Here is a 23,548-nt window from a genome sequence, read left to right as displayed (position 1 = left end):
GCGCTATGGCACGCCGGCTGCCAGCAGTGTGCTGCTGTTTCTGTGCTGCGGCGTTCCTGGTCTGGAGGAAGCATAGGACTTATACACGGTGATATGAAAGCAGGCCTGGTAGAACTCTTCCTCCACGTCAATCTTTCCGGCGGTTTGCAGGGGCAGCAGGTAAGCGCGCATCCAGGCAATCTCTGAAAGCGAGAGCCCCTTCTTGGCGATATCGATTGTGGCCCCGGTCAGGTGCGGGGAGGCGATGTCGCCATCGGCCGGAGCGGCATTGCCATTGATTTCTATGAGTCGACGCTGATACTCCACCGTGCGCACGGCGGAGTTGACCTGTAATGGACGGTGAAACCGCGCATAGTGGACTCTCGCCAGATCGGCCAGAAAGCGCGCCGTCCATGGACGGCAGTAACGCCGGTTTGCCGGAAGCTCCGGATTCACACGGAGCGGCACGCCAGCCGGCAGCGCTACCAGGGCGTGGGTCCGGCGCAGTTCATTCAGTTGTCCATCATCTTCAATCCGTTCCAGTCCCTCCGCCTCTGCTCGCTCGTTCTGACGGACCAGGGAAGCGCGGGACCCTTTTAGTGGAGGCAGCAGCGGCAGTTTTGCATGTCTCAACGGCACCTCTGCGATCGTGGCATGGGGAGAATCTTCGCTGGTCACAAGCGCGGCATGGTGCGAGTGGCGGATATGCCGGTGCGCAGCCCCGTGCGCACGATGGTGCCTCTTTCCGGCGGCAAAGGCAGAACTCCCTTGGCTCGCGAGCAGGGCGGCGACAAGGAAAAAAGAAAGACAACGCATTGGTTGGGACCGCGGAGGGTTCCAAGAGCTTTTACAGAGTACCCCAGAGGGCCGAAGGACAAAAGTATTCAATTGGGTTCCCCCTTTCCCTACAGGTCAGGCAGACCGCTCGTCGGGGCCAGACAGATTTTTCATCGCCGGCCGCGGGCTTCAGGGTACAATCGCGCTGAAGCAGCTTGCTGTTGCATGGAGGCATTTGTGGCAGACGCAATTTCGCAACCCGCACTTATACCCTTAAGCGAAGGACAGCGCATTGTAGACACTTTCGTAGCGCCGACAAAGACATTTACGGACATTCTGCGCAAGTCTTCCTGGTGGGGCCCGCTGATCATTCTCATCGTGATGAGCGTTCTCTTCGCCTTCGCGGTGCAGACCAAGGTGGGATGGGAGAGGGTCTTTGAAAATAATCTGCACCAGAACCCGAAACAGGAAGAACGCTTTTCACAGATGCCACCGGAACAGGCCGAAACCACGAAGGCCATCTCGGCCAAAATTACGGCCGCTGTGACCTATGCCTACTGGGCCTTTGCACTTCTTTTCACGGCCATCATGTCTCTTCTGGTCTGGGCCACGGTGAACTTTGGCTTTGGAGGCACAGCAAAATATGGTCAGATTTTTGCCGTACACATGTATGCAAGCCTGGTCCTCAACCTGAAGTACATTCTTGCCGTCATCTCTTTGTTTGCCGGACTGGCACCGGATTCCTTTGAATTGCAGAACTCCGTAGGAACAAACATCGGCTTCTATCTCAGCAGCGATGCTCCGCGCTGGCTCTGGACCTTCTGCACACACCTGGATGTTTTTGAGATCTGGTCCCTGGTCCTGAGCGTGATCGGTGTGGCCATTGTGGCAAAAGTGGCACGCGGCAAAGCAGCGGCGGCTGTCGTTGGCTGGTGGCTGGTGACAGTTTTACTGCTTACGGTCGTGGCGGCCATCTGAGCAGCAACCACCACCGGTCCCATCCGGAGTAGCTTCGCCTTTGCCCTCAGGCTTACCAAGCCTGCCTGGGTGGAGGCGCCCCTGCAGTCCCCATGCTTTCCTGGTCGTGCCAAAGCATGGGGACACAAAAGCCGCAATTACTCCTCCGGCTGAACTTGACTGCCCTCCTTGAGCGTGTCATAGAGTGGCTGCACGGCAGTGACGCTGGGACCTTCATGCGCCACGGAAATTGCCAGAATGCGCACTTTGTCATTCGCAGGCAGCTTCAGCGTGGTCGTGTGCGGTGGTAGCGGGATCCCGTAGGCAAACAGATAACTGTACTGATACGGCTCGTTCAGTCCCTCCGGCGTGTGGTGGTGCGAGGCGTACCATCCCACCTCAGCCCGCTTGATGTAGCCCGGACGGAGGCCGAGATAGTCCTCCGGATAGCGCGGCGACCAGTCGGGCGAGCCGCGGTCGTTCAGGTCCCAGGTGGCATGGTTTGCGGAGACCGCCCAGTCTTTGCGCAGGGCGACCTCTTTTGTCGCGCCGTTGCGGAACTGACGTACCGTCACGGTATCAGGTGCGGGTTTCCAGAGGCGGGTGTCCCACTGGCCAATGAAACCGCCCCAATTTTGGATTGTGAGCTGCTCCGCTTTGCCGCCAACCTCAAAGGTGGCTTTCTGGTCTCCGTCATCGGAGGCGGCCAGGATGTATACCTTGTTGTAGTTTCCGGCGGGCAACTGGATGGTCTGTCCCTGAGCAATGACCGCGTCCGGCTTGCCTGTTCCTGCGGGAGCAAGCTGGAACGTGACTCCATGGAAGGGCAGTTCTGTTGGCAGCATTTCCGCAGGCAGAGCATTGCCTTTGGTGTCAAAGCCACCTTCCGTTTTTGTGTCGTCATTGCTTGCGGCGGCAAGGTCATACTTCAATGTGACCGGCTGCGACTGCACGCCGTCGAGATGTGCCGGAGGCGGGCCCAGCTTCAGCGCGAAGGTACGCGGCTCATACGGCTTGAAGGACGTTTGCAGCGCTCCATCTGTCACGGTTGCCGGACCAAGCGGCTGCTCTTGTCCGTTGACCTCGCGGGCCTCGGTGATAGGCCCAGCAAATTTTACCTGCACATTTTCCTGCGGCCGGCCATCGAGCTCCACGATACGCAGAATGTATTCATCGCCCGTCTCGGCCTTCTTGAGGGCGAGGACGCGAATGCGCGGATTGCTGATGCTTACCAGCGAAAAGGTGCGGCCCAGCGTCCCAGGATGCTTCTCCGTCTCAAATGCGATGAGCGGAGAGCTCAGGCGATAGCCCTGCCAGTCCGTCTGCGCCTGCCGCCAGTCGCCTTCGTGCCCAGCCAGACCGAAGAGAATTTCGTGGTGTCCCCAGTCCTGGTTCTGCTGGTCAGAATATGCGTGGCGCTTATCTTCCGGACGATAACCGGGTGAGCGCAGCAGTGTCAGGCGAATGGTGTGGTCATCGCGCTTGTCCGAACCGTTCTTGGGGCCGGTCAAAATCGTTGCACCAAACGCACCGCTATCATCGGTCAGATCAATCCAGTGGTGCGAGGCCACCTCAAACTGGCGCTCGTATGCATTGGGGCGCTGGATCGTGCCGACTTCCCAGTTATAGGTGGCCATTTTATTGCTGGCCGTCAGCGGAAAGACCGCCTTCAGGTTTGCCGAGAGCGTACGCCAATCAATTGCTTCGCCAAATTCCACACGATTGCCGGCATCACCGGCAGAAAGGCTGACGGTCTGCACAAACTTTGAGCCTTCTGTTTCACGCGAGACTTCGATGGCCACACGCACCGGACCGCTTTCCACAATGCGGACCTTTGCCGGGCCGCTGACATAGGAGCGAGGAGCGGCCTGTTCCTGATCAAAATCCATGTTCCATGCAGGCCACATGTGCGGTGCATCGGTGGAGATGGCAAGGCGCATCGGCGAAGAAAGCAGCTCTTTGTTGAGCTTCTTGTCGAAGATGCTACTGACGTCGCCATCCTTGTTCAATCGGACCCTGTAACGCGCATTTTCGAGCGAGTCTGCTGTGACTTTCAGTTCAGAGGAAGGCCGGGCAGCAGAAGCGGGACGCACGTCGTAGACCGCGTATCCAACCGAAGGAGCCTTGGCGAGAAACAACACCTTGCCGTTCTCCACCTGCGACGGAACTTCTTTGCCATCCGGCCCGGTCACGCGGACGGCCTTTGGCTGCGCTCCTCGAAAATGCAGCGTGGCCTCGACGACATCTTCGCGCTCAAGATTTAGCGGATTGTAAACGACGACGGGGACGCCTTTGGTCTCCTGTGTGTTCAGGCCAGATGCGATGGCCTGCGTCGCGCTGGTGAGGACGCCTGCAAACTGGTTCAACGCAATCACATCGTCGTTCCAGGCAAACTCATACGCGCGCGGCGTTGCTGTGCCTGCCGCTGTGTCATGAAATTGGCCGCCCATGACCAGCGTCCAGGCATCGTTCAGGCGCTTTTGTGGATAAGGCCGTCCGCCCATCCAGTCAGCAGCAACGGAGGCTTTCTCCGCGGCATCGGCCAGCAGCTCGTTCTCGCGGTTCCAGCGCTTATGATACGCCTCGGAAGTCAGCGACCCGGCGGAGTGGTTGATGAGTTCCAGATCGCCCTTGTAACGCGGCATCCGGGACTGCATCTCCGGCTTGATGTCGTTAAACATCTGGTCGGCCGCCGACGAGATCACATGCACAGGACCATCACCCATGCGCACAGGAGCGGGGCCATCACCAGGAAGAACAGCCATGCCCTGCGTGACCATGGCCTCCAGTAGTTTGACGGATTCCTCATTGACCGCACCGCCGATGTCGCCCGTGCCGATGTAGTGGTAATCGGCAAAGACACCTGTGACGCTGCCATCAAGGTGGATGCGTCGGACCCAGTCCTGCTCACGGCTTCCCGCAGGCGGCTCTTTGCTCAGGTCCGTGCTGATCTGGCTGCCATATCCGCCGGGGTTGAGCGCAGCCATCACCGTAGAGCCGTCCGGCCCTTCCCACAGTCCCACATTGAAGGGGATGCCCTCCGGCGTGTGCTCCGGCGAATCTGGCCCCCCGACCTGCGGGGCCGGCTGCCAGCCGGAGTTCAGCTTCTGGGTGGAAAATCCTTTCACGCCCGCATGAGCAAGGATGGTCGGCAGGGAGGCGGGAAATCCAAAGCAGTCGGGCAGCATATATTCATTGCTGGCCTTGCCGAATTCCTTCCGAAAATATGTGTTGCCGTAGAGCACCTGGCGAAAAATGGACTCGGCACTGGGCAGATTTACATCGCCTTCTTCGACAGAAGAGCCAGCCGGAAACCAATTGCCCTTCTCGACATACTCCTTCATCTTTTCGTAGTCGTTTGGGTAGTACTCCTTCATCAGGCGGTAGCGGTTGGAGCCGGTCCAGTTGAAGACGTAATGCGGATATTTCTGGATGTAGTCGAAGTTCACGCGCATGGTCTTCAGCAAATATTCGCTGATGACTTGCGGAAACTCCCAGCGCCACTGCGTATCGAGGTGCGCGTAGGGGACGACGTAAAGTGTCGGCTCTTTGGTGATGTCAGGCGCCTGCATGGTCTGCGCGGCGCTGCCGATTGTGAGAGCGGATGCAGCGAGGGCAGAAAAAACACTTTTGGAGAAACGAGGCATGATCAGTCTCCAGACAACGGTCCGTGGTGGTCCAGGGAAATGCAATGCTGGAATCGTTACCACTCCAGACGGCACCCAGACTAGCGGCGTCTTTGCCCGTTGTCAAGCAGCCTGCGATTGAGGTGTCGTTCGGCGGGCTTCTTTATACTGGGAAAAAACCATGTCCAGTTTTCTTTCTGCAGATGAGCAGCTTGACCTGCTTCAAAAAGGCGCGGCGGAGATCATTCGCGTTGCCGACCTCAGAGAGCGTCTTGAAAAGTCGCGCCAAACGGGGACCCCTCTGCGCATCAAAGCAGGGTTTGACCCAACGGCCCCGGACCTGCATCTGGGCCATACCGTGCTCATGCGCAAGCTGAAGCACTTTCAGGACCTCGGCCATCAGGTCATCTTTCTGGTTGGCGATTTCACCGCCCTCATTGGCGATCCCACCGGCCGCTCTGCTACACGCAAACCCCTCACCCGCGAGGAAATCACACGGAACGCCAAGACCTACACTGACCAGGTCTTCCGCATCCTTGACCGCGAAAAAACCGAGGTCCGTTTCAACTCAGAATGGCTGGACCGGCTGGGATTTGAAGGGGTCATCCGCCTGGCGGCAAAGTTCACCGTCTCCCAGATGCTGGAACGCGAAGATTTTCACAAACGCTTTCAGGAAGAGCAGCCGATCTCTCTGCATGAACTTTTGTATCCGCTGATGCAGGGCTACGACTCGGTGGCGCTCAAGGCAGATGTGGAATTGGGGGGCACCGACCAGAAATTCAACCTCCTTGCCGGGCGCGAACTCCAGCGTGATTTTGGACAGCAACCGCAGATTGTCCTGATGACGCCGATCATTGAAGGACTGGACGGCGTACAGAAGATGTCCAAATCGCTGGGCAACGCCATCGGCGTGCATGAACCTCCGCAGGAGATGTATGGCAAGCTCATGTCCATCAGTGATGACCTGATGTGGCGCTACTGGACGCTGCTGACCGACCTGCGTCAATCAGAGATTGAAAGAATGCAGGCCGATGTGGCCGACGGCAAGCTGCACCCCATGGAAGCCAAGAAGAAGCTGGCCTACACAATTGTCGCAGGGTTCTACTCGCCAGCGGTGGCCGGTGAAGCAGGCGAGCATTGGTCACGGCTCTTCCAGCAAAGGGATGCCGCTGCGATTACCGAAGAGGTGGCTGTGCCGCTTTCCAGCGTGATGTCTGGCGATCTTCCCTCCGATGCCGGGACCCCTGTCCGTGTCAACGTGGCCCGTCTGCTGGTGGCGCTGGGCATGAAGAACTCACGCACAGAAGCTGAGAAGCAGGTTGCCGCGGGAGTGCACCTGGACGGCACATTGTCCACGGAAAAATTTATTGAAGTAGCCAGGCGCCCGGTCCGGATCATTGTACGTGTGGGGAAAAAAGCGAAAGTCGCCGTGATTGAGGCTTAACCGTTACACTGCATTCATCATCATTCATCGGAGGAGGCTGCTGTGGAAACCCTGACCAACAGATTTTTTGCGCAGGCCGAAGAGCGCATGGAGCGCTATGACCTGTTGAAACATCCGTTTTACACCGCCTGGACGGCAGGCGAACTGACGCGCGAGGACCTGCGCGAATATGCTGCCGAGTACTGGCATCACGTATCGGCCTTCCCCGCATCTCTGAGTGCGCTTCATGCGCGACTGGCAGATGGGCCTGCGCGGCGCATGGTGGCCTCGAATCTGGCGGACGAGGAAGGCATCACCTCTCCGGATGGCCGCGCCCACAGCGACCTCTGGATGGATTTCGCCCGGGGCATGGGCGCGGACGAGTCTGCGGTCCGCAGCCGCACACTGCAGCCAGAAACAAAGGCACTGATCGCCTCCTTCCGAAAGATCGCGGAAGAAGGGGCCACAGCGGCCGCGCTCGCTGCATTTTATGCCTATGAATCGCGCGTGCCCGCCATCGCCCGAGAGAAAGCCTGTGGTCTCAAAGAGCATTACGGCGCTGACAGCGCTACTGTCCGCTACTTCACCCTGCACCAAACAGCAGACATTCACCATGCAAATGTCTGGCGCGAGCTGATTGCTCAGGAACTCGAACAAGACCCGGGAGCAACTGAGAAGGCCCTTTCCGCGGTAGAGCAGATTTCGGCCTCACTTTGGGCGGCGCTGGACGGCGTGGAGAGAGAAAGACAGGCGCGCAGAAGCATTTAACCTGACGTTGCTTCCAGGGGCAGATGCACCGAGCTTCTGCCCCTTTTGACATATTTCTTCCCGTGCGGAAGCAGAGAGCAGATGGATGCTGCGTGCCCTGGTCAGCGGGACGCAGGCTGGCGGTGTTCATGGCTGTGCGACCTCGCCAGCCTTACCGCATGAGGCAGCAGAACATAGAAGCGCGCGCGACACTCCCGACAGCGCAGCGGATACTGCAAGAGCAATAGCCGGCCCACATCTCCCGTGCGAAACTTCGAGAGCCGCAACCGCGATGCATTGCATTCTGGGCACTGCATAGGAATTCTGCCTCTTTGGAAACACAATAGGTATGCTTTAGGATGCGCCCAATCAGGGCACTTGAGGCCTAGCTTATCGTGAATTTGAGAGTTTTTTCTTTTTTCTTTCTTTAAAATAAGGGAAATTTATACCAGTTCTGGAGTACTTTAGTGCTACGCCATTCGTAACGGGGGTCAGAAAATGGTTTGGGATGTTTCCTTTACCTGCGACATATGCGGCAAGAAAAAGGGCGGTGCCAATCACTGGTGGATGGTGATGCTCGGAGATGTTCCCTGCTTTGAGGAAGGCCAGCCTGCCCAGCGCTTTACCCTGCTCCCCTGGAACATTGCAGAAAGCCGGAATCCGGACATGTATCACCTATGCGGGCAGGGATGCGTCATGCAGGCCGTGGAACGTTTCATGTCCAGCGGAAAGATTGATCCGGAAGTCCCGGCATATTTGCGGGACTGAATCCACCTGTTACTCACCGAACAAGTTCGGCGCGGAAGAAGCGGCTCCCTTTTTTGTCTTTGCTGTGTTTCGCGTGGCTACGGGAACCCTGGCAGAAAGCATCCCCAACAAATCTTTTAATTCCGCGCGCAGGCGCTCCAGCTTCTGCTGGTTCTGGCTGGTTTCCTTGTTCAAAGGAAGTTCCGGTTGCGGGGCATGCTTTCTGGCTTCGCGTGATTCGGTTTGCAGCACCTGCCGCGCGCCGGCGATGGTATAGCCCTCTTCATGAAGCAGGCGTTTGATCTTCAGCGCCAGTTCAACATCTCGTTTGCGGTAAAGGCGCTGTCCGGTTCCGCTTTTGTTTGGTTTTAATTGCGGAAATTCTGACTCCCAGAAGCGCAGCACGTAGGTTTGCACACGACACAATCTCGCCACTTCGCCAATGCGAAAATACAGCTTGTCGGGAATGGCTGCCGTTTCCGGGGCTTTTTTGCGCGTCGCGCGTTGCTGCATAACGGATGCCGTCCTGAAAAGTATAGGCCACCATACAGCACTCTCCGCAAGTCAGCAAGGTGAGTCAAGGTGCCTTTGAAGGTGCGGGTGGTCTCTACAATAGAAAGAGAAAACGTTAATTTATGCGCTTTGACGTCATCACCATCTTCCCTGATTTCTTTTCAGGCATCTTTTCCCATGGTGTACTACGGCGCGCCATTGCCGGCGGTCTGCTTTCCGTTGAAGCCCATAATCTGCGCGACTTTGCTCATGACCGCCACCGCACGGTGGACGACCGCCCATTCGGTGGCGGGGAAGGCATGGTCCTGAAACCGGAGCCGCTGGGCGAAGCCATCGAATCACTGGGAGTTTCCGCAAAAGACGAACGCAATCCGCAAATTGAAAGCGTCATCCTGCTTTCCGCCCAAGGGAGAAAGTTTACTCAGGCAACGGCCCGCGAACTGGCGAAACTGGAGCGTATTGTTCTCATCTGCGGGCGTTATGAGGGGGTGGATGAACGGGTGAACGAGCTTTTCTGCGACCGGGAGCTTTCCATTGGCGATTATGTGCTTTCCGGAGGCGAACTGGCCGCTGCCGTTGTTCTTGATGCCACCATGCGGCTCATCCCCGGAGTGCTGGGCAACGAAGCATCCAGCGCCTATGAGAGTTTCGGCCAATCTGATGCTGCCTGTCCGCAAGACGAAACCGGGCCGCCTCGCTCCACACACGGTTCAGGGGGACTTCTGGATTATCCGCACTATACCCGGCCGGCGGAGTTTCGCGGACTTGTGGTCCCGGAGGTGCTTTCCAGTGGAAACCACGAGCAGATCCGTCGCTGGCGCCGAGAACAGGCGCTTAGAAAAACTTTGCTGAACCGGCCGGACCTGCTGGAGAATGCGACGCTGACGGAAGAGGACCGGGCCTTTCTGTTGACCGTTAAAGGACCTTCCTTCTAAGGCCCAAACCCGACCCTCTGGCAAAGAGAAGAGGGGTCGGAAACGACTTCGGCAGCGACTATTCGCCCTATAGCACGCGTGTTGCGCATTTCGGCCAGCGGGTTGGCATGCAGCAGCACGTCTGCGCGCTTGCCCACCTCCAGCGAACCGGACTCGTTCTCTACTCCGGGAGCGCGCGCCGCTGTCATGGTGGCCGCCTCTAGGATTTTCAGCGGAGGGTGAAACTTGGCTCCAACGCGCCCAGTATCACAAGTACCGGGGTCCGAGGTTGGAATTCCAGCTTGAAAGCCTGATCCGGTTCCTGCTGTACCAAGGTCCCTCTCGTGCAGAACCGCTCTTTTTCGTGTAAACTGAAAGTTCTGACTTCATTTGCAGGAAAGAACCATGTCTATTCATCCCGTCATGCAGCGCCTTGCCGAGAAACTGAACCGCACGGACCTGCCTCATTTTGTCCCCGGCGATACGGTGCGCGTACAGGTCAAGATCAAAGAAGGCGACAAGGAACGCCTCCAGGCTTTTGAGGGCATTGTGATTGCCCGCAAGAATGGGCCGCAGGGCAGCTTCACCGTCCGCAAGATGAGCTTTGGTCAGGGTGTCGAGCGCATCTTCCCCTTCAACTCCAAGGTCATCGACAAGGTCGAGAAGGTCCGCTCCAGCCGCGTACGCCGCGCCAAGCTCTTTTATCTGCGCGAACTCCGCGGCAAGGCCGCCCGCCTGAAGGAAATTGAACGCGCTTAAACCCTCCTCCAGAAACTGCAAATGCCCCGGTCCAATTCCGGGGCATTTGTGTTTCTCAGTTTTGGCGGCGAACCCTCATGGCTGCTGCGGCTGAGTCGAGGTCTGCCCTGGAGGCGGCTGAGGAGGCTGTCCATGGGGCGGGGCCGGCGGCTTAGGACGGTGTAGCAGCCGAAATTGGTCGCGAATCACATCGAAATTCTGCTCGGGCAGGTCGGCTTCCAGCAGCTGCCCATCTTCGGAATAGAAAAGCTCAACAGTAATCGCATTCTGGGTGCTGACAGCAGCGCTTGTGTGATGCACCATCAGGGTCTGCCCCTGGTAAGTCGCCTTGGTGTCTTCCATCCTGGTGAATTGGACCGGAACCAGAAAGCCATTTTCTTTTGGAATCAGCGCCCAGGCGTCCTTGGGGTTGCGGAGTGCCACCTGTGTGAGAAGAGAATAGGCTGCGGGGTCCAGGTCCGTGAGCAGAACGGTATTGGCATCGCGGTCTACCTTGTTCTGCTGTTGCTGTCCGTTGGCTGAGATATCGAGCTGAAACTGGCGCCCGGTAGGATCAGAAGCGGCATGAAAGCTCACGGCCTTGCCATTCACCACCCCGCTGAGCTGATCGGTGATCAGGTTCAGAGCTGTGTCCAGCTTCTGCGTATTTGAAAAGGCATAACTGAATTTGCCCAGGGTCATCTTCCCGTTCGAGGTAATGAGATACGTCCTGGGCGTGCTCTGAATGGTATAGCTGGCGTTGCCCAGCTCTTTTCCGTTTTGTTCGATTCGGTAGGTCGCAGTGCCAGGAGAGAGCGTCTGCGCAAAGGCCGCTGAGGAAATAACCATCGTGCCGCAAAACAAAATTTTCGCAAAATTCATTGCAGGAGCAAGGTCCTCCTGTTTTTTACAAACCCGAAAATCCGGGGAAAGACGCGGGGGACGACGACCTGTACGGACAGCAAGAGCCTCCGCATGCGAACAAAACAGCATGAGCGCCCTTCCGGGCTGGCCGTAAGCCTATGGCGAACAGCCAGCCGAAGGGGTCCGGAGGAGCAGAGAACGACTATTTCTGCGCCTGTTCGAATCGCTTATTGATTTCGTCCCAGTTGACGACGTTCCACCATGCGGCCAGATACTCCGGGCGGCGGTTCTGGTATTTGAGATAGTAGGCGTGCTCCCAGACGTCATTTCCAAGAATCGGATAGTGGCCCTGCATCAGGGGCGAATCCTGATTGGCGGTCGTCATGATTTTCAGTTTGCCGCCGTCCCAGATAAGCCAGCCCCAACCGGAGCCGAACTGTTTGGCCGTAGTTTCGTTGAACTGCTTTTTGAAGGACTCAAAGTCGCCAAAGTCCTTTTTGATTTGTTCGGCGATTTTTCCAGTGGGCTCACCGCCGCCATTGGGCTTCATGATCTGCCAAAACATGGTGTGGTTCACATGGCCACCACCGTTGTTGCGCACGGCAGTGCGGACGTCTTCCGGCACATTGTTGATGTTGCGCAGCAGGTCCTCTGCCGAGTGCTTTGCCAGATCCGGATGTTTTTCAATGGCAGCATTCAGGTTTGTGACGTAGGCCTGATGGTGCTTGTCGTGGTGGAGCTTCATGGTCGCTTCGTCGATATGAGGTTCGAGAGCGGCATAGTCATAGGGTAGGGGTGGAACTTCGTGTGCCAAAGCATTCCTCCTTCAAACTGGCTTGGTGAAAATTTACGGGCTTCCGTGGCCCAGTTTCCGTCTCACATCATAAAGGATGCGGAAAATCTGTGTTTGGGTGCGCTGAAGAGGGGGCAGGACAACACTCGGGCTTCACATTTGGCGCTCGATCGTCTACCAACCCACCTTTCCCGAACGGCCCCGGAATGCCATGTAGCAGTCTTATCAGAAGAATTTAGCCGTGATTTACAAATAGATGAATGATTTTCCTCAAGCAGAGAGAAAATTCCATGCAGGTTCGGACAGACAAAAACCAGATGAGATTACCTCTGATATCGATTATGATAAATGCAACCTTGAACTAGCCCCTTTTTATGGGAGCATTCGATCCCTTAAAAAAAGTATCTGAACATTTAAATTTATTTCTCACCTTGGTTGAACCCGACCCATGTGTCTTGATGTCAATAATGCCTGATACAACTTTTTGCAAGGCGAATTAGGTTAATAGCTAGCGAGCAGGGAGATTGCCATTGAAGCAAGTCGTTCAGAATGCGCGTGGAGGAAAACTCAGAATTAAAACTGTTCCCGATCCGGGGGTTCAGCCCAATACACTGCTGGTCCGCACCTTATGCTCTCTGATTTCCGCCGGGACAGAACGTCAAATGGTTGGTTTTGCCCAATCCAACATAGTTGCTAAGGCAAAAGCACGGCCCGATCTCGTAAAAAAGGTGCTCGACAAAGTGGGCCGAGATGGAGCAATCGCAACTCTGAAATCTGTTGTGGCGCGACTGGACGAACCGTTGCCACTTGGATACTCCGCAGCAGGAGTTGTCGCGGAGGTGGGCCCTGGACTGGAAGGCCAATATACGATTGGGCAAATTGTAGCCATGGCGGGAGCAGGCATTGCAAACCATGCAGAATTTAATGTCGTTCCCGGGAATCTTGTGGTCCCGGTCCCAAACGATGTTCCTGCGGAAGAGGCATGCTTCAGTACTATCTGCTCCATCGCGATGCATGCTGTACGGCTTGCTTCTGTGCAGTTGGGGGACGTCGTCGCAATCATCGGTGCAGGACTCGTGGGACAGGTTGCTGCGCAAATAGCGAGGCTTGGTGGCGGCCGGGTGATTGTTCTCGATTACAATTCCCGGCGCCTCGAACTGGCGAAAGCCAATGGAGCAGAAGCGACCATCCAGCTTGGCAGCGGCAGTCCGCAGGAAAACATTCTGGATATTACTCGTGGCATTGGATGCGACAAAGTCCTGATTGCCGCTGCGACGCAGTCAAGTGAGCCGTTTGAAACTGCTGCGGAAATTGCGCGAGACCGAGCAACAGTATGTTTAGTTGGCATTACGGGCACTGAGTTTCCTTATCGCCCATTCATGCAGAAAGAGTTAAATATTGTTGTTTCTCGATCCTATGGACCTGGGCGCTATGACCGCGACTATGAAAACAAACATATGAAGTATCCCCTGGGGTATGTGCGCTGGACTGAGCATGAAAACCTGAGAGAAGTCACCCGGCTAATGTCGCCTTCGATTTCTCCGCGGCTGGATGTGAAATCTCTCATTACTCACCGGTTTGAATTTGAGCGTGCAGACGAGGCATATGCGATGGTGCTGGATGGCACTGAGCCGCATTTAGGAGTCGTCCTTAATTATCAGCAATCCACAAAGAGACCCGAACGGAAAACAGTCCTCAGACCCGCGCAGAAAACGGAAGGTGCTCCCTGTGTCTTGGGTTCAATTGGAGCTGGAAATTTTGCAAAAACTATGATCCTTCCTGCTCTTAGAAAAGACCCTCGGGTCATCCTTCATACATTGGTTACAAGCCGGGGAGTGTCTTCTCAAGGAGCAGGTGAGCGCTTCGGATTTGCAAACGCGGCGACTGAAATTGATGAGATTTTAAAGAATCCAGAGATCAAAGGTGTCGTGATTACTACTCCGCATTCATCGCACGCGCGTTTGGTTGTGCAGGCACTTGAATCGGGCAAGAGCGTCTTTGTCGAAAAACCTTTGGCCCTCAACTTTGCGGAACTTGAATGTATCGTGAATGCCCGTAATGAAGCCCCTGGTTTTTTTATGGTTGGTTTTAACCGCAGGTTTGCACCGCAAGTAGCAGAAGTAAAAAAGTATTTAAGCTCTAAGCCAGGCAAGAGCATGGTGTTTATTCGAGTGAATGCAGGGCAATTGGCACCGGAAAGCTGGCAGCGAGATACAGATGAGGGGCAAGGACGCATACTTGGTGAGCTCTGCCACTTTGTCGACTTAGCCATGGACCTGGTCGGAACCAGACTTGTTTCAGTGGATGCTCAAGCAGCGGAAGCTTCGCGAGGTTTATGTGAGGACGTTGCTGTTAGTCTGCGCTTTGCAGACGGCAGCTTAGCTGTAATCGCATATACCACCTTGGGGGACACCAGATTTAGCAAAGAGTTGATCGAATGTTACAAGGGTGGCTCTGTATGCCGGATTGAGAATTTTCGTGAAGTCACGATTGTTTCCAGTGGAAAACAGGTTTTGAAAAAATCTTCCGTGGCCCAGGACAAAGGCCATGCTGCACAAATCAAGGCTTTTATCGAGGGTGTCATATCAGGTAATCCCCCAGTAAATGAGCAGTCATTTGTTGAATCGAGTCTGGCGACCATTCTAGTGCTCGATTCATTGAGGTGTGGTCGCGCAATTTCGGTGGAGGCATAGGCTATAAATGTCTATCGGCCTGATAATCCGGACCGCCCGACATCTGACGTTCAAGCAGTGGGGATGGCGCTTCTATTGCCGCGGCCAATTCCTGCTGATGGAGAAGTGGCCACAAGTTGCGCACCGGCATTATCTAAAGGCTGCACAAAAGATGCCAAACCCGCTTCCGGAGTCTCCACGGCTTGCATCGGCAGCGAAACATGTTATACAACTGCAGGCCGCTGTACATGGAGATTTTTTTGAAGACATTGCCAAAGGGAAATTCACCCTGCTGAATAGAACGGTCGATTTCGGATCACTGTCCCAGGTGAAATGGCGCCAAGATCTAGGCGAGGGAAACAATCGTCTCTGGCGGATGAATCTCGCCTATATGGGATATCTAGTGCCGATTTTTAAGTGTAATGTTCGTGCTGGATTGGAGATTGCTCATTCTCTTCTGACCAGCATGCATATTCAAAATCCCTGGTCTGAACGCGGCGTCTTTCGCGACGTGTGGCATCCTTATTCAGTCTCACACAGGATCATCAATTTACTTACCTGTCTCAGCCTGACAGCAGCTTCCGGCATAGACATGGAACAAGCAGATACAAGTCATGTTATCAATCTGATGGTTGAAGAAATTAAACTGGGAGCAGCATTTGTCTCCGCGAATTTAGAACGGGATCTTCAATACAATCACCTATTTAAAAACTACGTGAGTCTGATAATGCTGGCTAGTGCCAGCAACGTAGATAAACTCTCTCCGCGGATGGCGAAGCCGTTGGTTCGGCTCATTCATCAACAATTCCTGCCTGATGGCGGGCCAGCCGAACGTTGCCCCATGTATCATGTCCTCGCTCTGCTTGATCTCCGTATTCTTCGCGACAGCGGGGTCCTGCCTCCTACTGTTAGCCAACTTGTCAGCCGAATATCTGTTGAAGCAGAACAGGCGGTTCATGCAATGACTCATCCGGATGGAGAAATTGCTCTGTTTAATGATAGTTGGATGGGGGAAGCGCCGATGCCGGCAAACATCCTGGAAAGGTCCGCGAATTCCCTGAATGGCCGGGTAAAAAATGAACTCCCCGATACCGGGTATGTCCGGATGGCTTCCGGAAAGGACAGTGTCGTTTTTGATTTCGGTCCTTGTGGCCCTGATGACAATCCCGGCCATGCTCATGCAGACTTTCTGTCTTTGGAATTATCAGTTCAGGGCGAAAGACTCATCGTAGACCCGGGAGTTCCGACCTATAGCGCAGGCAAGGCAAGAGAGTGGTCACGCTCGGCACATTCGCACAATGGCCCCACAGTAGGGCAACTGGAACCAATCGAGTTCTGGGGCTCTTTCCGGGTTGGTCGGCGAGGATACGCATATAAACTGCCTTGTGATCATGCCGACCAAAACTCTCTGACTTTCACGGCATGGCACGACGGATACAAACACGCGGGAGTGATTGTGGGCCGCGCTGTTCGGTTGGTTCCAGGAAAGGGCCTGCTGATAGTTGATTCCTGGGCAGGCAACCAAGAATTGCCCGCCTTTACACACTTTATCATTGGAAAAGACTGGTCAGCAGTGAGTCAGACGCAGTTTCAGCATCAAAACAATACAGCCATACCGCAAGTCAGCTTTAAATGCATCGAGTGCAGCTTCTTAGGCCCCATGCCGACTCAATACTACGAGCGTTTCGGAGTGGCAGAAAATGGAACACGCATTTCCCTAATCCCCCAACGGTCTAAAAAGATCGGAATAGCAGGTTGCTGGATCAGTTGGTCTACAGATACATTTAATTGGCGCGCAGAGTGGGAACACCTATCACAAAATTTCTTAATGTCATTTTTATCATTGCCATCGGTGCGTCATTATCAAGTATAGGTTTTATTCAAACTACAGCAAACAGAGTTTCATATAAACTCTGTTTGCCCTAAACCTTAAAAGAAAATTCGACCGATGAGATTTGTCTGGATTATGAAGGAAGTACCATTTAACCCTGAAAGTGGCCTGCTTATTTATTCGAATGGGCTTCTTAGAGGGGTTTTGGAGAATGGAGCTCAAGGGGTTCTGGTCGCCTTCGAAAGGGCTTCTGCACGAGGTGTGACTCTGCCGGGACTCGAAGTAAGTAGTGTCCGTTTAAAAAAGAAGGTACGAGCTCTTAGTCTGCTGACCAAATATCACAGTGACTCCTATCGCCACAAGAGCGCGGAGTTCATCCAGGCAGTCATGAAGGCGATGCAAACCGGCCCTGATTTTGTAATCATTGATTATTTTGCTATGGGTTGGGTCTTGCCTTTCATAAAAAAATGTATTGCAGTTAACGGAAATCGTCCTTTAATCATCTATATCTCTCATAATTATGAATCAAACTTGAGATTCGATGTTGCCCGAAGCATGAGGGATCCAATCATGCGTGCAGTTCTCATGATGGATGCTCGTAAAGCGCTGCGACTCGAGAAAGATCTCGTCGCAGCTTGTGACCTCATCGTAGTAAATACAGACGAAGACAAGCAGCTCTATGAGAATGACTCTCCAGGAAAGGCAACTATTACGCTGACCCCTGCTTATGATGGCGAAATTACTCCCGTTGCTCCTTTAACCCAACAGCGTCCAAAACGTGTCATTATTGTGGGGGCCTTCGACTGGATCGCCAAGCAGGCCAATCTGAGGCGCTTTCTCCAACTGGCTGAAGACCCTTTCCGAAAGGCTGGGATTGACATTCTGATCGTAGGCCGTGCGCCTGAAACATTTATCAATGAAATGTCTGCTCGATTTTCATTTTGTAAATTTACAGGAAGAGTAGACGACGTCCGGGCCTATCTTACAGAAGGAAGGATTGGCTTAATGCCTGATGACGTAGGTGGTGGATTTAAGCACAAGTACCTCTATTATATTTTTGCTGGACTTCCTGTAGCTACCGTCAGATCTCAGGTTGCCGGGCTTCCCATTGATCCTGATCATGATTTTATCGCCCGTGAAACCATGGAAGAACTCGTGGATGCAATCGTGAAATCCATAGATGATATCCCTTATTTGAATGCACTCCAGAAACGCTGCTGGGAAAGTTGTGCACACTCTTTTAACTGGCAAGACCGCGGTACCAGATTGGCCAAGAAGATCAAACAGTTACGGGCTGTGAATTAACACCAAGTTATCCTTTTATGCTGCGAATGCGAGAAGTGGAAAGGGTACAAACATGCAAGATATTGCAGGTTTCTGAAGTGTCGGTCAATTCTGGCACTAATATTTGAGAGGCCATCTGGGCGCCTGCCTTGTATGAATCAGCCATAGGTGAAGAAGATGAGCGATTTCGTTAAAGAGATTGAAAAACCATCGCGATTTGTCCATTCGCTGGCTCGAAATGTTGAGACGATCGGTGCTGGACAGCCGCAGTATAAAATCAGGAGCCGCGCGCCGCTTCGTCTGGGACTGGCTGGTGGCGGAACGGACGTTAGTCCTTATTCTGAGGACTATGGTGGCGCGGTTCTGAATCTTACTATTGATCGACACGCTTATACATTTATCCAGCCTTCGGACGATTGGAAAATCCGTTTTGTAGCCAGCGACTTGAACATAAACGAAGCATTTCCTCTTGATATGGAGGCTATCCAGGATACGCGCCTTCCCCTTCATGCCGCCGTGTATCGAAGGATGGTTTCTGAGTTTGGCGGTGGGCGCCCGCTGGCTATCACTGTCCGCACGTCCGTGGATGCTCCTGCAGGTTCTGGACTCGGTTCCTCATCAGCTCTTGTAGTTGCACTCGTAGAGGCCTTTCGGGCCTTATTAGAGCTTCCGTTGGGGCCTTATGAAGTGGCGCATCTGGCATTTGAAATCGAGAGAATTGATCTTAAACTGGCTGGAGGCAAACAAGACCAATACGCCGCGTCATTCGGCGGGATTAATTATCTTGAGTTCATGGCGGGCGATCGCGTCATTGTCAACCCGCTCCGCATCTCCAGATCTGTGCAGAATGAACTGGAGACGTCCCTAGTTACCTGCTTTTCGGGCATATCCAGAAGCTCTGAAAACATTATTGACCAGCAACGTCAAGGTATGACTGAGAAGAAGACCAGCACTCTTGAAGGACTTCATCAGTTAAAATCCGACGCTATTGAGATGAAGCAGGCATTGTTACGTGGAAATATCATGAAGATGGCCGAAATATTAGAGCGCTCATGGCTGGCAAAAAAAGAGACTGCATCCGGTGTAACTACGCCCGAAATTGAGCGCATGATGATGGCAGCTCTCGATGCCGGAGCTCTCGCCGGAAAAGTCTCTGGAGCCGGTGGTGGTGGTTTTATCATGTTTTTGGTCCCGCCCGAAAAAAGGGTATCAGTAATACGCGCGCTCAACGAATCGGGGGGCCATGCAGAGGACCTGCATTTAACCACAAGCGGAGCAGAATCATGGATATGTCCGATGCAGAATTTGTAACCTCTTATTGCGAAGAATCATTTAGGGCGCTTCAAGCGTTTGTAGGAGAAAAAACCTGCACGGACTCCGTCCTGGAGATTGCAAATGCAATCACTGAGGCTTTTCGGAGCGGGCACAAACTGCTTGTTGCAGGCAACGGTGGCAGCGCAGCGGATGCGCAGCATATCGCAGGCGAATTTATTTCGAGGCTTTTTTTTGATCGTGCTCCTCTTCCAGCCATTGCTTTGACTACTGATACATCGGTGTTGACCGCAGTAGGCAATGACTACGGATATGAAAAAGTATTTGAGCGGCAGGTACTGGGTTTAGGCGTCCCCGGGGATGTTTTCCTGGGCATTTCGACATCAGGAAAATCGCCAAATGTGCTTACTGCGCTGGCTGCTGCAAGGTCTCGCGGCCTGAAAACCATTGGTTTTACAGGAAAACAAGGTGGACCGATGTCGGGTCTTTGCGATATTCTTCTAGCGGTCCCTTCTCAGAAAACAGCAATCATTCAGCAGATTCACCTGACAGCTGCGCACATGGTGTGTGGCATTGTTGAGGCCAAAATATTTCAACGCAAAGCGGAGATTTAGAGCTTCCATGACGATTCCCCGCCAATGCGCCGTCCTTGTAGGAGGTCTGGGTATCCGCCTGGGTTCTTTGACCGCCCAAACACCTAAGCCGCTTTTAAGTTGTGGCGGAAGACCTTTTCTTGCTTGGATTCTGCGCGAGCTGGTTCGTTTTGGAATTGATGATGTTGTCTTACTGGCAGGTTATAGATCTGAGGCCGTAAAAGCTTTTTGCCAAGAGGTCATTTCCACGCTTCCGAAGCCACTAAAAATCCGTCTTTCCGTTGAACCGTCACCGGCCGGCACGGGTGGGGCATTGTGGTATGCTCGCGAACTCCTGGACGATACCTTTCTCCTGATTAATGGCGATTCTTGGTTTGACACAAATCTTGCAAGGTTTTTTGCTGATTATGAACGTCAAGATCATTACGGCATTGGAAGTATTCTGCTCCGGCACATGGCTGACTGCGGCCGATACGGGACAGTGGAACTGCGGGATTCTAAGGTTGTAGCCTTCCATGAAAAAACTGAGCGAACCAGGGACGGACTGATTAGTAGCGGCATTTACATATTTAACAAGGGTGTTTTTAACTACCTGAAATCAAATTGTTCACTCGAACGTGACGTTCTTCCAAAGCTGGCCAAAGATAACCGGTTATCAGGAAGAATCGCACGAGGTTATTTTATTGATATTGGCATTCCGGAAGATTATGAGCGCTCACAACGTGAGCTGCGATCGCGTCTACTAAGACCAGCTATATTTTTCGACCGTGATGGGGTTCTGAACGAAGACTTGGGATGGGTCGGAACACGGGATCGTTTTCAATGGCTTCCTGGGGCAAAAGAAGCTCTTCGACTCGCGACAGATTCAGGATTCCACGCATTCGTGGTTACCAATCAGGCAGGCGTTGCAAAAGGATTCTTTACGGAAAGTGATGTCCAGGCCCTGCATCATCAAATCGTAGGGGAAGTCCAGCAGTTTGGTGGAACGATTGATGACATTCGCTATTGTCCATATCATCCTGATGGTATTAAAGAACCTTATCGGCAGATTTCAGAATGCCGAAAGCCGGCCCCTGGAATGATTTTAGATCTTTTACGAGTTTGGGAAGTCAGAAAAGAGGCAAGTGTTCTCATAGGTGACAAAGAATCAGATATGAAAGCGGCGGAATCTGCAGGAATATGCAATATGCTGTTTTCTGGTGGTAATTTGCATGATTTCGTTCAGTCCTTTGTTTCGCCTGTTTCGCTCATTGATGATTGATTTTAAGTGGCGTTCAAACATTCATTCCAGGTGATTCCGAGAAATCCAGCAGTATCACACAAGGCTGCTCGTAAATGCCGGTTCAGCCGCTTTTCATCGAAAAGCAGGTTAACGTTATATAGGTAGTTTCCAGAAGGGGGTAAAGTGCAAGCAGTCATTCTTGCAGGTGGGCTCGGCACAAGGCTTGCCGAGGAGACACAGATAAAACCAAAGCCTATGGTAGAGATAGGTGGACAGCCGATACTGTGGCATATCATGATGATTTACTCCCACTTCGGCATTCATGACTTTATTATCTGCCTGGGATATAAGGGATACGTAATTAAGGAGTATTTTGCCAATTTTGTCCTGCACCGGTCCGACGTAAAGATTAATCTCAGCCGTGGAAGAGTTGATTATCTCGGAAACAACTATCTTCCACCGTGGTCTGTCACCCTTGTAGATACCGGAGCAGAGAGCATGACGGGCGGGCGGCTGCGGCGCATTGGGCATCTGCTCTCTCCAAATGAACCCTTTTGCATGACCTATGGAGACGGACTGGCTGATCTGGACATCTCCGCTCTCATAGCGTTCCACAAGCGTGGCGGCCATGAAGCTACACTGACTGCAGTTCGGCCTCCTAGCCGCTATGGAGTCGTGGTCACTGAGGGTGACCGCGTGGTGCGCTTTGCTGAAAAACCCAGCGATGAGGGAGCGCGAATCAATGCGGGTTTCTTCGTATTGGAGCCCAGCGTGATCCAACGTATTGCGGGGGATTCTACTGTATGGGAAAAAGAGCCTCTTGAGGGACTGGCGCGGGACGGCCAACTGGATGCCTTTAAACACGATGGGTTTTGGCAGCCGATGGACACGCTGCGTGACAAAAATTATTTAGAGGAACTATGGCAAAAGGGCAATGCACCATGGAAAATCTGGAAGTAAGCCGCCTGCCTGCGCAGGATTTCTGGTCCAGTCAGCGGGTTTTTTTGACTGGTCATTCTGGTTTTAAAGGAGCATGGCTCTCGCTGTGGCTGGAAAAAATGGGCGCCGAAGTGTATGGCCTCTCTTTACCGCCATTGTCTCAACCCAACCTTTTTGAACTTCTAAGCCCCTTTCAAAAGTCAGCGTCGGAGTTTGGGGACATTCGCGATCGGAATGTTGTCAGGCATGCAATAAAGTCATTTCAACCAACGATCGCCATACATATGGCAGCACAGCCGCTGGTCCGACGCTCATACCGTGATCCATTGGAGACGTTTGCGGTCAATGTGATGGGGACGGCCAATTTTCTTGAATCCTTGCGGGGAACGCCAGGTCTCAAAGCAGTGCTTATTATTACTACAGACAAAGTCTATCGGAATACTTCCACCGGAAAGCCTTTTTCAGAAAACGATCCACTGGGAGGCCACGATCCATATTCTGCTTCAAAAGCTGCGGCTGAGCTTGTCACTGCAAGCTGGACGCATAGTTACTTCACTGATCTTGGAGTGGAAGTAGCAACTGCACGCGCTGGGAATGTAATAGGCGGCGGAGACTGGTCCGAGGACAGGCTGATTCCTGATGTCTGGAGAGCCGTCATGACAGGGAGGCCTGTAGAACTGCGTTATCCGAACGCTACGCGCCCTTGGCAGCATGTCCTTGAACCTCTGGCTGGCTACCTCGTATTTCTTGAAGCATTGTCTTCGGGGAACAAAGATCTGCCTAAGGCTTTAAACTTCGGGCCTTCCGCAGGGGACGAGCTGACGGTTTCGCAGGTGGCTGACATCATGGCCAGGTCCCTTGGGGCATCCCACGGATGGGTCGCATCGAAAGACCCCGTTTTTGCGGAAATGCCAGTATTGTCTCTTGACGCCAGTCTCGCAACAGCCTCGCTCCATTGGCGACCGGCCCTCACAGCGCACAAGGCGCTTGAATGGACAGCGGAATGGTATCGTCGAGTGAATGCCGGAGAAAATGCACGCGAAGTCTCGCTGGAACAAATCCAACGCTATATAGAGAGAGCATGATATTTCAGGAAACACCAATTCAGGGCGTTTTTGTAATCCGTCCCGAGGAGCGCTGTGACTCCCGAGGTTTTTTTGCCCGGCTTTTCTGCGAGTCCGAGTTTTCCGCCCACAGACTGGAAACAAGATTTGTACAAGCCAATGCATCACTCAGCATCAATAAGGGAACATTGCGAGGAATGCACTACCAGCTGGGAGCAGCAGCAGAAGTAAAGCTGGTACGCTGCACATCTGGGGCGCTCTATGATGTTGCGCTGGATTTAAGACCTGACTCATCCACGTTTGGTCAATGGTTTGGTGTCGAACTTACTGCCGCAAACCACACCATGCTTTATATCCCTCGCGGGTGCGCTCACGGATTCATAACGCTGGATGCCAACACGGAAGTCTTTTATCTTGTTTCCTCGCCCTACTCCCCAGACCAGGAGCGTGGTATTCGATTTAATGATCCTCGTTTTTCCATTCAATGGCCTTTGCCGGTAGAACATATTTCGCAGAAAGATGCTGGCAACCCTGATTTCGACCCTGTTTATCATGGCATGGAATCTTTACGCGGACTCCTTTGAGGTGGCGAT

General features: G+C 53.5%; 21 protein-coding genes. 15 read left to right on the top strand and 6 right to left on the bottom strand.

The window, feature by feature from the left end; genetic code table 11:
* Positions 1–3: 3 nt before the first annotated feature.
* A complete protein-coding gene (locus N655_RS20275; RefSeq protein ID WP_026442591.1) occupies positions 4–795 on the bottom strand; it encodes a DUF5715 family protein in 792 nt (263 codons plus the stop codon).
* A gap of 198 nt (positions 796–993) precedes the next feature.
* Between N655_RS20275 and N655_RS0108200 the strand changes: the two genes are divergently transcribed.
* Positions 994–1,734 carry a YIP1 family protein gene (locus N655_RS0108200; protein WP_162173524.1) on the top strand — a complete coding sequence of 247 codons (741 nt, stop codon included), beginning with the start codon at positions 994–996 and terminating at the stop codon, positions 1,732–1,734.
* A 137-nt stretch (positions 1,735–1,871) separates the two neighbouring features.
* Here N655_RS0108200 and N655_RS18025 read toward each other — a convergent pair whose 3' ends face one another.
* Positions 1,872–5,360, bottom strand: a complete 3,489-nt coding sequence (locus tag N655_RS18025; RefSeq protein ID WP_081823640.1) for an alpha-mannosidase — start codon at positions 5,358–5,360, stop codon at positions 1,872–1,874.
* A gap of 160 nt (positions 5,361–5,520) precedes the next feature.
* Between N655_RS18025 and tyrS the strand changes: the two genes are divergently transcribed.
* The 3 genes from tyrS (at position 5,521) to N655_RS0108180 (ending at position 8,277) form a co-directional block, all read left to right on the top strand.
* Positions 5,521–6,783, top strand: a complete 1,263-nt coding sequence (gene tyrS / locus N655_RS0108190; RefSeq protein ID WP_026442589.1) for a tyrosine--tRNA ligase — start codon at positions 5,521–5,523, stop codon at positions 6,781–6,783.
* Between the two features lie 42 nt (positions 6,784–6,825).
* The gene (locus N655_RS0108185; protein WP_026442588.1) at positions 6,826–7,530 is read left to right on the top strand and encodes a CADD family putative folate metabolism protein; all 705 of its coding nucleotides are present in this window, start codon (positions 6,826–6,828) and stop codon (positions 7,528–7,530) included.
* Between the two features lie 477 nt (positions 7,531–8,007).
* Positions 8,008–8,277 (top strand): hypothetical protein, encoded by a 270-nt coding sequence (locus N655_RS0108180; RefSeq protein ID WP_026442587.1) that lies wholly within the window; start codon positions 8,008–8,010, stop codon positions 8,275–8,277.
* A gap of 9 nt (positions 8,278–8,286) precedes the next feature.
* On the opposite strand, the gene N655_RS20270 is transcribed toward N655_RS0108180, so the two are convergent.
* Entirely contained in the window at positions 8,287–8,769 is a 483-nt protein-coding gene (locus N655_RS20270; RefSeq protein WP_044934234.1) for a MerR family transcriptional regulator, read from the bottom strand.
* Between the two features lie 122 nt (positions 8,770–8,891).
* Between N655_RS20270 and trmD the strand changes: the two genes are divergently transcribed.
* Positions 8,892–9,704 (top strand): tRNA (guanosine(37)-N1)-methyltransferase TrmD, encoded by an 813-nt coding sequence (trmD, locus tag N655_RS0108170; RefSeq protein ID WP_026442586.1) that lies wholly within the window; start codon positions 8,892–8,894, stop codon positions 9,702–9,704.
* Here trmD and N655_RS0108165 read toward each other — a convergent pair.
* On the bottom strand, positions 9,701–9,916 hold the full coding sequence (locus N655_RS0108165; RefSeq protein WP_285222260.1) for an amidohydrolase family protein: 216 nt from the start codon (positions 9,914–9,916) through the stop codon (positions 9,701–9,703). The genes trmD and N655_RS0108165 overlap by 4 nt on opposite strands.
* A gap of 172 nt (positions 9,917–10,088) precedes the next feature.
* Between N655_RS0108165 and rplS the strand changes: the two genes are divergently transcribed.
* Positions 10,089–10,442, top strand: coding sequence for a 50S ribosomal protein L19 (gene rplS / locus N655_RS0108160; RefSeq protein ID WP_026442584.1), 354 nt, complete (start codon positions 10,089–10,091; stop codon positions 10,440–10,442).
* Between the two features lie 75 nt (positions 10,443–10,517).
* Here the strand turns inward: rplS and N655_RS0108155 are convergent, their stop codons facing one another.
* Together N655_RS0108155 and N655_RS0108145 are read right to left on the bottom strand one after the other, a co-directional pair.
* A complete protein-coding gene (locus tag N655_RS0108155; protein WP_026442583.1) occupies positions 10,518–11,303 on the bottom strand; it encodes a hypothetical protein in 786 nt (261 codons plus the stop codon).
* A gap of 184 nt (positions 11,304–11,487) precedes the next feature.
* A complete protein-coding gene (locus N655_RS0108145) occupies positions 11,488–12,099 on the bottom strand; it encodes a superoxide dismutase (protein WP_026442582.1) in 612 nt (203 codons plus the stop codon).
* 509 nt (positions 12,100–12,608) lie between these two features.
* Here N655_RS0108145 and N655_RS0108135 point away from each other — a divergent pair.
* The 9 genes from N655_RS0108135 (at position 12,609) to rfbC (ending at position 23,539) form a co-directional block, all read left to right on the top strand.
* Positions 12,609–14,771, top strand: coding sequence for a bi-domain-containing oxidoreductase (locus tag N655_RS0108135; RefSeq protein ID WP_026442581.1), 2,163 nt, complete (start codon positions 12,609–12,611; stop codon positions 14,769–14,771).
* A 7-nt stretch (positions 14,772–14,778) separates the two neighbouring features.
* Positions 14,779–16,623, top strand: coding sequence for a heparinase II/III domain-containing protein (locus N655_RS0108130; protein WP_026442580.1), 1,845 nt, complete (start codon positions 14,779–14,781; stop codon positions 16,621–16,623).
* Positions 16,624–16,698: 75 nt separating this feature from the next.
* The gene (locus tag N655_RS0108125) at positions 16,699–17,886 is read left to right on the top strand and encodes a glycosyltransferase (RefSeq protein WP_026442579.1); all 1,188 of its coding nucleotides are present in this window, start codon (positions 16,699–16,701) and stop codon (positions 17,884–17,886) included.
* A gap of 156 nt (positions 17,887–18,042) precedes the next feature.
* Positions 18,043–19,176 carry a GHMP family kinase ATP-binding protein gene (locus tag N655_RS0108120; RefSeq protein WP_081823639.1) on the top strand — a complete coding sequence of 378 codons (1,134 nt, stop codon included), beginning with the start codon at positions 18,043–18,045 and terminating at the stop codon, positions 19,174–19,176.
* Positions 19,149–19,751: a D-sedoheptulose 7-phosphate isomerase gene (locus N655_RS0108115; RefSeq protein ID WP_026442577.1), complete on the top strand. Its 603-nt coding sequence runs from the start codon at positions 19,149–19,151 to the stop codon at positions 19,749–19,751. The genes N655_RS0108120 and N655_RS0108115 overlap by 28 nt, the downstream gene beginning before the upstream one ends.
* Before the next feature lie 7 nt (positions 19,752–19,758).
* A complete protein-coding gene (locus N655_RS0108110) occupies positions 19,759–20,991 on the top strand; it encodes an HAD-IIIA family hydrolase (RefSeq protein WP_026442576.1) in 1,233 nt (410 codons plus the stop codon).
* 144 nt (positions 20,992–21,135) lie between these two features.
* Positions 21,136–21,912, top strand: a complete 777-nt coding sequence (rfbF, locus tag N655_RS0108105; protein WP_026442575.1) for a glucose-1-phosphate cytidylyltransferase — start codon at positions 21,136–21,138, stop codon at positions 21,910–21,912.
* Positions 21,873–22,976, top strand: a complete 1,104-nt coding sequence (gene rfbG / locus N655_RS0108100) for a CDP-glucose 4,6-dehydratase (RefSeq protein WP_238324593.1) — start codon at positions 21,873–21,875, stop codon at positions 22,974–22,976. Before rfbF ends, rfbG begins: the two co-directional genes overlap by 40 nt.
* Positions 22,883–23,539, top strand: coding sequence for a dTDP-4-dehydrorhamnose 3,5-epimerase (gene rfbC / locus N655_RS0108095; RefSeq protein ID WP_349509474.1), 657 nt, complete (start codon positions 22,883–22,885; stop codon positions 23,537–23,539). The genes rfbG and rfbC overlap by 94 nt, the downstream gene beginning before the upstream one ends.
* Positions 23,540–23,548 lie beyond the last annotated feature (9 nt).

Origin of the sequence: Pseudacidobacterium ailaaui, assembly GCF_000688455.1 — a bacterium.
Lineage (GTDB): Bacteria > Acidobacteriota > Terriglobia > Terriglobales > Acidobacteriaceae > Pseudacidobacterium > Pseudacidobacterium ailaaui.
The sequence above is the reverse complement of the archived record's forward strand: the minus strand, read 5'-3'. Positions and strand labels throughout refer to the sequence as shown.